This is a genomic window from Bacillus thermozeamaize (genome assembly GCA_002159075.1).
GTDB lineage: Bacteria > Bacillota > Bacilli > ZCTH02-B2 > ZCTH02-B2 > Bacillus_BB > Bacillus_BB thermozeamaize.
On record LZRT01000075.1, the window covers coordinates 1 to 13,541 of the forward strand.

At 54.3% G+C, this 13,541-nt stretch carries 14 protein-coding genes and 1 pseudogene; 2 read left to right on the forward strand and 13 right to left on the reverse strand.

From position 1 onward, the window contains the following. Nucleotides 1-749: 749 nt before the first annotated feature. The 9 genes and pseudogenes from BAA01_12435 to BAA01_12475 form a co-directional block, all read right to left on the reverse strand. Complete coding sequence (locus tag BAA01_12435) at nucleotides 750-1,235, reverse strand: hypothetical protein (GenBank protein ID OUM87480.1); 486 nt, start codon at nucleotides 1,233-1,235, stop codon at nucleotides 750-752. Between the two features lie 188 nt (nucleotides 1,236-1,423). Continuing rightward, nucleotides 1,424-2,053, reverse strand: a pseudogene (locus tag BAA01_12440) (superoxide dismutase). 222 nt (nucleotides 2,054-2,275) lie between these two features. After that, the gene (locus BAA01_12445) at nucleotides 2,276-2,629 is read right to left on the reverse strand and encodes a hypothetical protein (GenBank protein ID OUM87421.1); all 354 of its coding nucleotides are present in this window, start codon (nucleotides 2,627-2,629) and stop codon (nucleotides 2,276-2,278) included. A gap of 44 nt (nucleotides 2,630-2,673) precedes the next feature. Then, nucleotides 2,674-3,168, reverse strand: coding sequence for a hypothetical protein (locus BAA01_12450; GenBank protein ID OUM87422.1), 495 nt, complete (start codon nucleotides 3,166-3,168; stop codon nucleotides 2,674-2,676). Further along, nucleotides 3,128-3,562 carry a hypothetical protein gene (locus BAA01_12455; GenBank protein OUM87423.1) on the reverse strand — a complete coding sequence of 145 codons (435 nt, stop codon included), beginning with the start codon at nucleotides 3,560-3,562 and terminating at the stop codon, nucleotides 3,128-3,130. The genes BAA01_12450 and BAA01_12455 overlap by 41 nt, the downstream gene beginning before the upstream one ends. Nucleotides 3,563-3,576: 14 nt before the next feature. After that, the gene (locus BAA01_12460) at nucleotides 3,577-4,074 is read right to left on the reverse strand and encodes a hypothetical protein (protein OUM87424.1); all 498 of its coding nucleotides are present in this window, start codon (nucleotides 4,072-4,074) and stop codon (nucleotides 3,577-3,579) included. Nucleotides 4,075-4,100: 26 nt separating this feature from the next. Then, nucleotides 4,101-4,496 (reverse strand): hypothetical protein, encoded by a 396-nt coding sequence (locus tag BAA01_12465; GenBank protein OUM87425.1) that lies wholly within the window; start codon nucleotides 4,494-4,496, stop codon nucleotides 4,101-4,103. Between the two features lie 22 nt (nucleotides 4,497-4,518). Further along, nucleotides 4,519-5,559 (reverse strand): hypothetical protein, encoded by a 1,041-nt coding sequence (locus tag BAA01_12470; GenBank protein ID OUM87426.1) that lies wholly within the window; start codon nucleotides 5,557-5,559, stop codon nucleotides 4,519-4,521. Continuing rightward, on the reverse strand, nucleotides 5,556-6,653 hold the full coding sequence (locus BAA01_12475; GenBank protein OUM87427.1) for a hypothetical protein: 1,098 nt from the start codon (nucleotides 6,651-6,653) through the stop codon (nucleotides 5,556-5,558). The genes BAA01_12470 and BAA01_12475 overlap by 4 nt, the downstream gene beginning before the upstream one ends. 229 nt (nucleotides 6,654-6,882) lie before the next feature. On the opposite strand from BAA01_12475, the gene BAA01_12480 reads away from it, so the two are divergent. Next, nucleotides 6,883-7,746: a hypothetical protein gene (locus BAA01_12480; GenBank protein OUM87428.1), complete on the forward strand. Its 864-nt coding sequence runs from the start codon at nucleotides 6,883-6,885 to the stop codon at nucleotides 7,744-7,746. On the opposite strand, the gene BAA01_12485 is transcribed toward BAA01_12480, so the two are convergent. From BAA01_12485 to BAA01_12500, 4 genes are all read right to left on the reverse strand, one after another. Further along, nucleotides 7,701-8,858 (reverse strand): hypothetical protein, encoded by a 1,158-nt coding sequence (locus BAA01_12485; GenBank protein OUM87429.1) that lies wholly within the window; start codon nucleotides 8,856-8,858, stop codon nucleotides 7,701-7,703. The two genes, BAA01_12480 and BAA01_12485, sit on opposite strands and share 46 nt — an antisense overlap. Further along, nucleotides 8,830-9,432, reverse strand: coding sequence for a hypothetical protein (locus BAA01_12490; GenBank protein ID OUM87481.1), 603 nt, complete (start codon nucleotides 9,430-9,432; stop codon nucleotides 8,830-8,832). Before BAA01_12490 ends, BAA01_12485 begins: the two co-directional genes overlap by 29 nt. A gap of 86 nt (nucleotides 9,433-9,518) precedes the next feature. Beyond that, nucleotides 9,519-10,778: a tRNA 4-thiouridine(8) synthase ThiI gene (locus tag BAA01_12495; GenBank protein ID OUM87430.1), complete on the reverse strand. Its 1,260-nt coding sequence runs from the start codon at nucleotides 10,776-10,778 to the stop codon at nucleotides 9,519-9,521. Then, on the reverse strand, nucleotides 10,757-11,905 hold the full coding sequence (locus tag BAA01_12500) for a cysteine desulfurase (GenBank protein OUM87431.1): 1,149 nt from the start codon (nucleotides 11,903-11,905) through the stop codon (nucleotides 10,757-10,759). The genes BAA01_12495 and BAA01_12500 overlap by 22 nt, the downstream gene beginning before the upstream one ends. A 237-nt stretch (nucleotides 11,906-12,142) precedes the next feature. Here BAA01_12500 and BAA01_12505 point away from each other — a divergent pair, with 237 nt between their 5' ends. Further along, nucleotides 12,143-13,540, forward strand: a complete 1,398-nt coding sequence (locus BAA01_12505; protein OUM87482.1) for an L-seryl-tRNA(Sec) selenium transferase — start codon at nucleotides 12,143-12,145, stop codon at nucleotides 13,538-13,540. The last annotated feature ends 1 nt before the right edge of the window (nucleotide 13,541 follow it).

Consider the following 13,541-nt stretch of genomic DNA (forward strand, 5'->3'; position numbering starts at 1 on the left):
CTTTGGTGGCTTCCCAGTGTTGGACAATGGTGGCCCGGAGTTGTCGGGTTGTGACTCCGTCAATCCCTGCCGCACCTTTGTTTGCTTCCACCCGGCGCAGGGCTTGCAGCATGTTTTCCCGTGACAGAATCTGTTCCATCAAGGCCATCCGATATTTCTCCCTTCGCAGGATGAGTGTCAGGTCTTGCCGGTCGATGCTCCGCCCTCTTGGGGTCCCTCCGGGCTTCACCCGTACTTCCCCCAAGCAGTTCCTTCCGGAATTCTGCGTTCTACACATCGAATCTCGAAAGAGTCTGTTTCATCCTTGAGTTGACGTTCGGCCCTTCCCTTCCAGGCGTCCCTGTGAAGGTACTATGGCCTCTGCTGACTTCTGTACGTTCAGCGGTGCCTTTCGACACCGGTTACCATCTGCAGATGGCGTTCCGTACAGACCTCCCCGGGTAAGGGTGTGGACTTTCCGCTCATGTACCTGCCCAATATACTGGAGCTAGCCCTTGGCGGCTTAGGACTTCGTCTTGTTTCGCAGACTCATCCGGCTAACCCAGCCTCAGATTGGGTTCGTGTACCTCAGGTCAAGCGTTTGCCTTAAGCTTCCTCCAGATTCCACCTCGCGGTGGACACCCTTGCTCTCGGCTAACGGTAGGCGCTCGCCAGCCCCCGTTCGGGACTTTCACCCTATAGCCAACACCCATGCCGGGCGCACAAAAAAAGATCCGGTTTCTGCGAAACCGGATCCTTCTTTTTCCCGTCTATTGAATGACGCGACGCGCACCAACATACGTGTTCGACCAATACGAAGTGACTTTGCTCACGGTCACGCCGGGACGGGTAATGGCATGCAACAGCTTGCTGTCCCCCATATAAATCGCCACATGGTCAATCCTGCCATTGCGTTTTGTGGAGAAAAAGACCAGATCCCCTTTTTGTACTTGGCTCCTGGGGACATACGTCCCGACCTGGGCTTGTTGACGGGACGTTCGCGGCAATTTGATGCCGTTGACTCCATAGACATACTGCGTAAAGGAGGAACAATCAAATCTGCGGGTATCACCCGACCTTGCGCCAAAATAGTACGGCGTTCCTATATATTTCATGCCCGTAGCAATAATTCGGTCGGCCACAGCACTCCGGCTGGCAGCATTGCTGGTTGCGGCCGCCGCATCGGCGGTCGGAACGGACAACGCCAAAAACAGTCCTTGCACCAGAAATGCGGCACTGATCAACCAGATCAACATTTTTTTCCCATTTTTTCCTCGCACCCTATCACCTTCCCTTTTGATGGCATGTCCAGTTTGGATCTTAACATGACCGGTGGTTGATTTGGTTAGTAAATGAATGGGATGTAAGGAAAAATGAGGTAATTTAGAGAATAAAAAAAGATGTCCCCTGGCAGATGTCATCTGCCGTCGGGACACCGTGTCAATCAATAAGGTTTCCAGCGAACTTGGATGGCTTGATCCAGGCGCGACGAAACGTCATCCCAATGGACAACGTTCCACCAGGCATTCACGTAGTCGGCCCGTTCGTTACGGTATTGCAGATAATAGGCATGTTCCCATACATCCAGCACCAACAAGGGAATCACGTCCCACTGACTGTTCATTTGATGTTTTTCTGCCTGTAAAACCTCCAGACGATGGGCTCGGGGAGCCCAGACCAACACCGCCCAGCCCACTCCCTCCACCCGATTGGCCGCTTCGGTAAAATGCCTTTTAAACGATTTAAAACTGCCGAAGGTCTCAACGATCTGTCTGGCCAATAACCCTTCAGGTTCCCCGCCGCCTTGGGGCGACATGTTTGACCAGAAGATGGTGTGCAGATAATGGCCGGCCCCGTGAAAAGCAGCCTCCCTTTCCCAATGCTTAAGCAACGAAAAATCACCGGTCTGGCGTGCCTCAAGCATCTTTTTTTCCGCCTGGTTGAGACCGTCCACATAGCTTTGATGATGTTTGGTGTGATGCAAGACCATGATTTCTTTGGCGATATAAGGCTCCAAAGCCCCGTATTCATAGGGCAGCGGTGGAAGCTGGTGTTTGCCGATCGGTACCGGGCGCAAGTGATCGTCCTTCTTGTCCTGATGACGGCGTGCCCAAGCACCCGATGCCTGCTGGAGAAACACGGGTTTGCCTATCCGGATTTCCGGTTCCATGTCATGCTGAACCTCCATTCGCCATTCGTCATGGATAGATTGGCTTCAAGCCCATTTAGAAGCAGAATATGTGGTTCCATGACAGATGGTCATCCGACAGGCACCCATTTCAGATTTTGAAAAGGTTCAATGACTCGCGGCCACCTCCTGCCACAACAACACGCGTCCTTCCTCATCCAACCAGACCCTGACCTGGCTTTTCGCCGATTCTGTCCGGCCCCGGATGAAAAGTTCCCGCCGCCCGCTTGCTTGAACCGAGATCTCGACTTCGATGGCGCCCAGAGGCACTTCCATGACCCCTCCTGGCCAATCGGGATCCTGCGCAAGATGCAAGCGAGCCCATGCCAGTCCGGAATCCACAAGGTAGACGCACTGGACATGCCCTCGGTGCAATGCCAACGTCCGTTCATGGACGAGAGCGCTGGTCAGAAGGCCGCCAATCAACAAAAAAGCCAATGTAAAGAAAACCAGGGTGATCATGAGCACGGCACCTCGCTGCGTTCGGCCCTTGTCCATCGGTTTCCTCACCCCGGCCTAGGCAGGACCGACCATTCAAACGAATGCTCTGCGCCGTCCCGTCTCATGGTTCCGGTTATTCGCAGGACACCCGTTTCCTCTACGTTTAATTGCAGGGTCTGGACATGTTGCAAGAGGATGGTATACCCGACATAGCTGCCCCCCTGGCGAACACGGCGAATGAAACGCCCTTCCTGATCGAGGTAATACTGATATGTAAACAATTCCTCCTGAAGAGGCGGATTCACTTTTGGCTGCGGCACCGTTGCGAAGAGCATCCCTTGACGAATCTCAATCTCCCGGGCTGCCCGGAGTTCTCTGGCGAGATCGTGGAAGAAGAGCAGGCTTTCCGACTGCAGGTACCATTCATTCTGTAAGCGCGCTTCCTGCCGAAACAAAGGGGTGATCACGCTGGTAATGACAACCAGGGAAACCCCGAATAACAACAAAACAACCAACGTCTCAACCAGGGTAAACCCCTTCTTGGAGGCCGGCTGCCCCATTACCGGAACCCCCTTCCGGAACGACACCCTTTTGAAACAGCTTGCCCAGCTGTACGGCGGACAGCGCACCACCGGTCCCTTCCCGCCACTCCACTTCAATCTGACACCAAATCAAACCCGGTTCCACATCGGTCGCCTGCTGCCTCAAAAGATAGGTACCGTGTTTCCCCACTACCTGCTCGCTCGAGGGCCGGCAAAAATCGGCTCGCATCCCTTCCATGCGATTTTGTGCCAACATCAGCGCCTCCATCTGAATCATCCTCTCTTGCCGGTTTGCGGCCAACTGCTCCCAGGCGGCCATGAGACCGCCGCAAAAAACGGCCAGGAGCAAGGTGGCCAACAGCATCTCCAGAAAGGTAAAACCCGAGTGTTTGCACCGATGATCTGCCTTCAACCGTTCCCCACTCCTCACCCATCCTCCACCCGGATACGCCCGGAAGTCACCTGGATGATCAATCGTTTTGACTGGTACTTTCCAGAGAGAAAAAACTCTCCGCCGGCCTGTACATACCCCCTGGAATCAAATCTCACCTCATGCGGCCGGGGCATCCCATAATTGCTGCCGACCCGGATCCGTGTATCGTATGACACCCGCTTCAACACGGTTTGGCCGCGCCGGATCGTGTAAACATGCGAATCAGGCGCGAACTGAATGCTGGTGAATGTACTCTGGGCAATCGCCAGCGATTGGGCATACATATAATCTGCAAGATATTGCGAAACCAAGTCCTCAAGCGCTCTTCTTTCCAGACTGTATTCCACTGTGGGAAGCCCCAGGGAAAACAGGACAAGTAGGATCAAGAGACAGATCGTCACTTCAACCAACGTAAAACCGGCATCCGGCGCGGGCATAGAAAAGGAAGCCCGGAAGCCGGTCAACCTGTTCCGCCCTCCATTCATGGCCACATCCTTCCCTTCTTTTCAAAGCCGGCTCACAAACCCAGTTCGCCATGAACACTGCACGTCACATGGGCAGTGCGGTCAGAACCGCCCGCCGGTTCAAAGGTCAACATGTAGTCGCCGCCAGAAGGACAAGCCGGGATCGTCTGCAGGTATTTCTCGCTCCGGAGTTGATTCAACACTTCTTGGGAGGAAGCCGGTGGAACCTTGCCCTCCAGGGGGTACTGATAGCGATGATCCAGATAATAATTTTCCAGCTGCGACCGGATCAGCCGCTGGTTGGCTTCACAAGTGGTTTCCTGTGCCTTTACCCCGGATTGTCTCAAATCCGGCAAAGCGATCATCAGAACCACGCTGATCACAAAAAGGACGACAATCATTTCCACCAAGGTAAAGCCGGACTCCCGAAAAAATTTTCGCTGGTACATGGACTTCTTCACCCCGCAAAACCTATTTTGTTCCCAAGTGGAACATGGGTATGAGCAGTGAAACCATCATGAAACCCATGACACTGCCCACGAAAAAAATCAGGACGGGCCCGAACAACTTGACAAGCAGCTGGTTGCCGTAAACGATCTGTTGCGCAAACCTGTCACGCAACAGTTCCAGCGTCGCCGCCAGCCTGCCTGATTTTTCGGCAATCATCAGAATCTCAGGCAGCAACGGATCAAAATATTGCCTGTAGATGGCCAACGATTGACTGAACATGCATCCCCGTTCCAATTCCCACTTTAACCCTTCAAATACCTGGCGGATGCGCGCCGATGGACCGCTCCTGGCCAAGATGGCACAGGCTGTGTCCAGGGAAACGCCGTTTTTCAGCATCAATCCCAGTTGCTGCACCAGGTAATGACTGTTTCTCAGCTTCAGCCAACGCCCGATTCCCGGCAAGCGATAGATGACCGTCTGCAGCAGGGGGATCCCATGCCGTGTCCGGACTATCAGCCAGCCAAAAAGCAAGATCCCGGATATCAGCACCGGAAAAAGCCAGCCGTAACCCTGGACCAGCTGACCGAAACGGAGCAGCAGCCATGTCCACCATGGCAGCTCCACTTGCATCGCCTCGTACAAGAGGCGGAATTGAGGCAATACAAAGTAAAGAAGAAAGAAAAAAGCGATCAGCGTCAACAGCAACACGAGCAGCGGATACGTGGACGCTTGCTTCAGACGCGCCGTCAAGAGTGCCTGCTGCCGGTAATGGCGTGCCAGTTCTTGTAACGCGTGCACATATCCGCCATAGACTTCTGCCGCAGCGATAAGCGCCACAAACAAGGCGGAAAAACCAGCCCGCTCCAGAGCATGGGAAAAAGGAACCCCCTGTTCCAGATAACTTAGGACCCGCTTTATCTGCGCCCGCGGGATCCCTTTGCTCTCGCTCAGCAATGTCAACGTCTCCCGCAAAGGAACGCCGCAACGCAACAATTCAGCTGTCTGCTCCGCAAACCAGGCCCACTGGTCCGCCTTCATCCTTCGCAAGCGCTCCTGTTTCAAAATGTTGCCGCTCCTTTCCCTGGACCTGCTGCAGACTGCAAGAAAAAGACCGGTTGCCGGTCGAAACGCTTCGATGTATACAACAGCTTGTTCTCCAGTGCCTTTTCACGGATGCGCGTCGATGACGGAAAATCCATCAGCGATTCACGTAACGCCGCGTCGAAGAGGAGCAGTTGAAATGCCCCGGTGCGTCCGTCAAATCCGGTTCCGCCACACTGCCTGCAATGCCGCTCCAGTCCCTGGCAGCCGGCACAGATTTTGCGGACCAGCTTCTGCGCCAGCACCGCATTCAGCCCGGAAGCGACCAGGTAGGGTTCAACGCCCATTTCAATCAGGCGGACAGGGGCTTGGCAAGCATCCGTCGTATGTAACGTCGACAGCACAAGGTGGCCAGTCAGAGCCGCCCGCAAGGACAATTTGGCGGTTTCCGCATCGCGGATCTCGCCAACCAGGATCACATTCGGATCCTGACGCAAAATGGCCCGTAATCCATTGGCAAAATCCAGTCCGGACAAACGGTTGATTTGAACCTGCTGGACACCCTCCAGGCGATACTCTACCGGTTCTTCCAGGGTGACCACATTCAGTCGCCTTCGATCGAACTGTTTCAACACCGTATACAGGGTTGTTGTTTTTCCGGCACCAGCCGCGCCAGTCACCAGAACCAATCCCGGGTTCTCCAACGCTTGGCGAAAGCGGGCTTCCATGCCCGAATTCATGCCTAGATCTGAAAAATGGGAAAATTGATGTCCCGCCAGTATCCGCAGAACCAGTTTTTCACCATTCGTAATCGGCAGCGTCGATAAACGGATATTCACCTTCCGCCCCTGATCCGTGTTGCTCCACACAAATGAACCGTCTTGCGGCAGGCGCTGCTGTCCGATGTCCAACCCTGCCAACAGTTTCAAGCGTGAGGCGACCGTCAGGAAAAACCCTTTGTCCTCCGCCACTTCAAGCGTTCGAAGCAATCCATCCACCCTGGCCCGCACCTGGTATCCCTTTTCAAGGGGCTCCAGATGCAAATCACTGGCGCCAAGTTCGAGGCCCTGCTGCAACAGGCGATCGACGTAACCTACCGGCTCCCGCTCGAGCAATCAGGTCCCTCCTCATTTTTTTGCTTTGATAAGTTTACATATAGATTTTTTTCGACATTTTCATAAAAATTCCTTCTTTGTTCGTCAAAAGAAGGGCTTTGTTCGTCAAAGGAAAAGCCTTTCAGCTAAATTTTGGCAACCATTTTCCAATTATCGCCTCTAGCCGACAGCACAAGATTTTCAGTATAGTAGAGATATCTGTGAAGATTTTAGGGGAGGAGATGTGTTTGTGGTTTTCGGGATCATCGGGACCCTCTTGCTCGCTGGCCTGCTCGTCTATTTGTACGCGCATCGGGCCACATACCGGCCACATGTCAAACAGTTGACGATACCGGTAACCAAAAAACAGGACATGCCCGATTTTCATGAAAATAGATTGCGTATCCTGCATTTGACCGACCTGCATATGGAACGGATTTCCATATCTCCGGAAAGGCTCAAAAAACAAATCCAGGATCGTCCGGTGGACATGATCGCCATGACCGGGGACTTCCTGGATCGCGTCGAATCCATCGCGAAATTGCGCGGCTATTTAAAGGTGTTGCAGGACCTTAAGCCTTCCCTGGGCATTTATGCCGTCTTGGGGAATCATGATTACGTCCTTCAGGGTGAGGATTTTGCAAAGTTGCTCACGGTGTTTGAGGAGATGGGCGTTGTTCTCCTGCGAAACGAGAACAGGCGGATCGTTTGCGGGGACAAGGTGTTGTCCGTCATCGGCATTGATGATGCATACACCGGCCACGATGACGTGGAACAGGCGTTCGAGGGGGTAGACCCGCAGGATATCTGCCTCGTGCTGAGCCATGATCCGCATGTCGTGCTGAAAATGGAGTCCTACCCCTACGATTATCTCCTTTCAGGCCACTTCCATGGCGGGCAGATTCACTGGCCACGTCCGTATCATCTGAGCAAAATGGGCCCTTTGCCTCAACTGAACATCATCAAAGGGTTGCATTATTATCGCAACAGGCCCTTTTATATCAGCGAAGGGCTGGGACAGACAGGGATTAATATTCGCCTTCGTTCCCGGCCGGAGATCACGTTCCATCATTTGGTCGGGATCGGCGTTTCAAGAACCGGAAGGTTCAAGTAATCCAGGATGATTCCGGAAGCCTGCAGGGAGGCATAGGGTTTTCCCAGCCTCTCTGCGGCTTCCCTCATCACATCCAAAACCTCAGGACGATGCATGACTTGCTTGACAATCTCCGCCACTTCATCCAGCTCCTCCGCCTTGAAGGCAACCCGCTGTTTGACAAGATAGCGGCTGTTCCGCTCTTCTTGGCCTGGAATCGGCTGAACAATCAAAAGGGGAAGTCCGATCGCCAGGGCCTCCGAAACACTCAGCCCCCCCGGCTTGGAAATCATCAGGTCGGCTGCGAGCATAAACTCCTCCATATTGTCCACATACCCGTACAAGCGGACACGATGCCGGCTTTTCGCCGCAATGTCCATCAGCTTGACGTACATTTCCGTATTCTGCCCCGTAATCACCGCGATGACCAGCGGTCCATCCAGGCCATCCAGCACTTCCACCACCTGATCCAAGGGCCCGTACCCTGTTCCGCCCCCAGTAACCAGCAAAAAGAACTCTTCTCGGGCGATTCCCAGCCGCTGTCGCAACTTTTCCCTGTTTTGGGTTCGGAGAATGGGGGCAAACTTCAGGTCGATCGGTATACCGGTGACGTGGATTCTGTACGCTGGAATGTCAAAACGTTCAACCAACTTCCGTTTTAGCTGTTCATTGCTGACGAGGTAAAAGTCCACGCCTTCATGAACCCAGAATCCATTGAGGTCAAAATCGGTGATCACGGCCCCGAGGACAAAGGAAGGTCTTTTCTGTTTGAGAAAACCAAAGGCACCTACCGAAAAGGCATGGGTGCATACCACCACATCCGGCTGTTCTTCATCCAGCAACGCTTCCAATTTCACCGCCACCGTCCGAGCCAGCCCTTCTTTTAAAAACGAACTGGTCACCCGCTCGCTCTCATAGGCCCATCCCCACATTTTGGGCGCCACTTTGAGCGTGTTCAGATAAACCTTGCGAACGGTCCTTTCCAGCGCCGAACTGACAAACGGCATGGTTGTGACCAATTTTGTCTCGATATTGGGTGCGACTAACTGCATCGCCTGCTGAATCGCCTCTGCCGCACGAAGATGTCCGTGACCGGCGATGGTCTCAGTGACGAGCAACACTTTTCGTCGCATAGCTGTCCTCCTGTTGACCCCCGTATTTTTGGTACAATTGCTCTTTGGTCATGAACAATTGCTTGACTCTCAATTTTTCCGGATTGCGCTGCAAACGGCGCCTCCCTTCGGGATGGCACAACCACAGCATCCACAGCAAGTAGCCATTTTTCATTTGATTGTAGAAATTGGGGGGCATTTCCGCAATCGAAAAACCCAACTGGGAGGCGCCACGGTAGAGGATGGTTGTTCCCACAATCCCCTTGATCAGCGCTTCGTCAGGATGCGTTCGCACAAAGCGGGCCAACCCGGGCAGCGAACGCCGTATTTCTTTCAACGTATACAGGCCAAGCCGGTTCTGGTGGGTAATCCCCTTTAACTTTTGCATGAGAAGACAATTATGCAGATGGATTTTGCAAATCAGGTCACCTTCTTCAATGACACCGCCATCCGAAGTTTGCAAAGGTTGTCCCGAATAACGGAGAATTTGCACGCGAAACAAGTTTTCTTCCGCCGGGTTGACAGGCTGAAGTTTCATCATCTGTTGATACCATTGGTCAAACGTTTGCCAAACTTGCAACAATGCGGCATTCAAGACCAATCACGCTCCTTCCTCATTCCGTTCTCATCTCACACTTCTCAAATTCAGTATCCTCCTGAGAAAGGAGCTTCATACTCGAATCAAAAATACTGGAATTCCTTCTTGTTCTGGCCAGGGTAAAACCAGACCGACTCCACCTGCGCAACGGCCCGCTGAACGAGAACATCCACGTCCAGGGCTTGCTCCGCCCGTTCAGCCATCTCCGGCCTGGGCCGCGTCTTTGGAGACTTCGGCGTAAAAATGGTGCAACAATCTTCATAAGGAAGGATGGAAATGTCGTACGTGCCGATTTGTTTCGCAAGGGCTATGATTTCCTGTTTATCATAGGCAATGACAGGCCTGAGCACCGGCAGGCGGGTGACCTGATTGATCGTCAACATGCTTTCCAACGTCTGGCTGGCCACCTGGCCAAGGCTTTCACCCGTCGCAATGGCCAAAGCCCGGTATTTCACCGCCAGCTTTTCGGCGATCCGCAGCATCATCCGGCGCATGATGGTGATACCCAGAGACTCGGGACAATTTTTTCGTATTTCGGTCTGAATTTCGGTAAAAGGAACCACGTGCAACCGGATCTTGCCGCCATATCGTGTAAGAATTTGGACCAAATCCTCCACTTTTTTGCGTGACTGTTCGCTTGTAAACGGATAGCTGTGAAAATGGACCGCCTCCAGCTGGACCCCCCGTTTCATCGTCAGCCATCCGGCGACCGGGCTGTCGATGCCGCCGGAAAGCATCAGGAGCACTTTCCCGCTGCTTCCCACCGGCAGGCCACCGGCTGCCGGAATGGCATCGGAAAACAGAAAGGCCCCTTCCTGCCGGATTTCAATGTGAATGGGAAGATCCGGTTCGTAAAGATCCACTTTGAGCGGCGCATGGGCCTTTAAAAAGCCTCCCACTTTGCGGCTGACCTCCATCGAGGTGAGCGGAAAAGATTTGTCCACACGCCGCGTCTCCACCTTGTACGTCAGTAGCGTTTGGCCTTCCGGCGCGCCGCTTTCCGGCTGCGAACCGGGTTTGCCCCGCTCCAACTTGCGCATCACCAGCTTTAAAGCCGTCTGTTGAATGTCGGCAAGGTCTGGTTTTGCCTCCTCCACAAAGCTGAACGATGAGATGCCGAAAATGCATTTGAGGCGATCCGCCGCCTCCTCCGACAGATCCGTCGGCACCAAGACATAAAGCCGGCCATACGCTTTCTGGATTTCCGTCTCCCGGAGATCCGACAAGGCGTCCTTGATGTTTTGGACCAGTTGCCGCTCGAAATCGCCACGATTTTTCCCTTTCAGCGCCAGTTCCCCAAACCGGATCATGATTCGCTTTCTCACCGTTTCACCTCCGTCCATTCCCTCAGTTGCTTGACCGTCTCCTGCAAGATCCGCACCGCCTCTTTCATTTCTTCTGCGGTGTTTGAATAGGTGAGGCTGAACCGGATCGAGCTCCCGGCACGTTCTTCGTCCATTCCCATCGCCAAAAGGACGCGGCTCAGTTTTTGCCGGCGCGCAGAACAGGCCGAAAGCGTCGACACGTAGACCCCTTTCTCTTCCAGGGCATGGATCAGCACTTCCGGTTTGATCCCGTGGAAGGAGACATTCAAAATATGCGGCGCCCCGTCCGGCGGGCTGTTCAGCATGGCTTCCGGGATGTCGCGGATGCCGTCCAGCAGAATGCGCCGCAACCGCTCAAGATAGCCCTGCTTTTCTGTTCGTTGTTGTTCCGTCAGGCGCATGGCCTGGACCATGCCGACAATGCCTGGCAGATTTTCGGTGCCGGATCTTGCCCCGCCCTCCTGGCCGCCGCCTGCCAAAAGCGGAGACAGGGCAAGTCCCCGGCGCAGGTACAACAGCCCGGCGCCGCGCGGACCATGAAACTTGTGCGCCGACAAGCTGAGCATGTCAATCCCGCAGGCTTTCGGATCAAGCGGCAACTTGCCAAATCCCTGAACCGCGTCCACGTGGAAAATCACTTTGCGCCGCTCTTTCAGGAGCCTGCCGATCTCCGCAAGCGGCTGCACCGAACCGGTCTCGTTGTTGACCCAAATGACGCTTACGAGAATCGTATCATCCCGGAGCGCGCGCCTCAGATCCTCGACGCGGATGACCCCGTTTCGATCGACCGGGATGCGGGTCACTTCAAAGCCGAAGTCCACGAGCTGAGCCAGGGGTTGTTCCACAGAAGGGTGTTCTACCGTGGTCGTAACCAGATGTTTTCCACGGTGGGCATATTGAAAAGCGGCACCCTTGATCGCCAGATTGTTACTTTCCGTCGCCGAGGATGTAAAAATGACCTCATCGGCTTCCACATGCAAGATGCGCGAAGCCGCTCTGCGGGCCTCCTCCAACAGGCGGCGCGCTTCCTCCCCCTTGGCATGCAATGCGGAAGGATTGGCAAAATATCTTTCCATGACTTCTTGAACCGTTTGGATCACTTCCGGGTACGGTTTGGTGGTCGCACTGTTGTCCAGATAGATCATTCGCTACCCCTCGCCTACTTTTCCAGTTCTTGATGTTTATCATATCATACGGCAACGGCTCATCTCTAATCTTTCTCAACGGACGGCACATTGCGCATGCATTGCGCATGGGGATGCCGCCTCCGAACCCTGTGGATTGGTGTTGAAAGGCAGAAGATGGTAAGATATCAGGTGAAAATCCAACATGGGGACGTGAATCAGATGCTGTCTGGCGAGCAGAAACAGCGACTCCGGCAGCTGCCGTCGGTCCACCGGCTGCTGCAAGATGAACGTCTGCGACAATGGAGTGAAATGACTTCTCCCCGCTGGGTTTCGGACGGGGTCAGCCAATACCTGGACAACCTTCGCCGTCAACTGCTGGAGGGGCAGGCGATCGCGATTCCTTCAGAAGATCAGTTGATCGAAGAGATTATCCGGGATCTCAAAAAGCGCAGCCGCGCCAACTTTCGCCGCGTCATTAACGGCACCGGCGTGGTGCTCCACACCAACCTGGGACGTGCCCGGATCGCGGAGGCGGCCTGCCGGGCCATGCTTGAGGTGGCGAAGCACTTCAATAACCTGGAATACAACCTGGAAGAAGGCAGACGGGGATCACGGTATGAGCATGTAGAGGCATTGCTCTGTCAGCTGACGGGGGCAGAGGCAGCCCTGGTTGTCAACAATAACGCCGCCGCGGTGTTCCTCGTGCTCCGCGAGCTTGCCCGCGGCAAAGAAGTGATCGTCTCGCGCGGGGAATTGGTTGAAATCGGCGGCTCTTTCCGGATCTCTGAGATCATGTTGGAAAGCGGAGCGCGCCTGGTCGAGGTCGGGACAACCAACAAAACCCATCCAGAGGATTACCTCAAGCATATCACTGCGGAAACGGCGCTCCTGATGAAGGTTCACCAGAGCAACTTCAAGACGATTGGTTTTACCGCCGAAGTAGATGCTGCAGAACTGGTCCAAATGGGCAGGGAACATCAGATTCCTGTCTATCTCGACCTTGGCAGCGGCGTGATGTTTGATCTGAGGCTTTACGGCATCGGCGATGAGCCAACCGTACAGGAAGTGGTCAGCAAGGGGGTCGATTTGGTGAGCTTCAGCGGGGACAAGCTTCTCGGAGGGCCTCAGGCAGGAATCATTGTGGGACGGAAACCGCTCATCGATCGACTGAAAAAAAACCAGCTGAACCGAGCCCTGCGCGTCGACAAGTTCACGCTGGCCGCCCTCGAAGCGACGCTCCGCTTGTACTTGTTCCCCGAACAGGCGAAACAGGCCATTCCCACATTGCACATGATCCTCACGCCCCTCGAGGTGTTGCGCGAAAAGGCGGAATCCCTGCAAAGACTGCTGGAACCATTGGCCGGTCTGGCCGAGATCGGGATTGAAAAAGGCAACTCAGAAGTGGGCGGCGGTTCTCTTCCAGGTGTCACCTTGCCCACGTGGCTGGTGTGGATCAAACCCCGCGCGATGAGTTTGCCTGAACTGGAGAAGTCTTTGCGCACCGGACAGCCGCCTGTCATTGGCCGCCTGTGGCGGGAAAGGTTTTGGCTGGACATGCGAACGATTGAAGCGGATGAAATCGCAGATTGCGCAGACAGTCTCAAACAGGCGTTGCAAAAAGACAAGGGGCTGTCCCATCGGTCCTCCGACTAGG

What these genes read in the sequence shown, in the direction of transcription:
- BAA01_12435 (OUM87480.1), bottom strand. Translation starts at nt 1,235, where the DNA reads ATGTTGATCTGGTTGATCAGTGCCGCATTTCTGGTGCAAGGACTGTTT.
- BAA01_12445 (OUM87421.1), bottom strand. Translation starts at nt 2,629, where the DNA reads ATGATCACCCTGGTTTTCTTTACATTGGCTTTTTTGTTGATTGGCGGC.
- BAA01_12450 (OUM87422.1), bottom strand. Translation starts at nt 3,168, where the DNA reads ATGGGGCAGCCGGCCTCCAAGAAGGGGTTTACCCTGGTTGAGACGTTG.
- BAA01_12465 (OUM87425.1), bottom strand. Translation starts at nt 4,496, where the DNA reads ATGTACCAGCGAAAATTTTTTCGGGAGTCCGGCTTTACCTTGGTGGAA.
- BAA01_12485 (OUM87429.1), bottom strand. Translation starts at nt 8,858, where the DNA reads ATGCGACGAAAAGTGTTGCTCGTCACTGAGACCATCGCCGGTCACGGA.
- BAA01_12495 (OUM87430.1), bottom strand. Translation starts at nt 10,778, where the DNA reads ATGGACGGAGGTGAAACGGTGAGAAAGCGAATCATGATCCGGTTTGGG.
- BAA01_12500 (OUM87431.1), bottom strand. Translation starts at nt 11,905, where the DNA reads ATGATCTATCTGGACAACAGTGCGACCACCAAACCGTACCCGGAAGTG.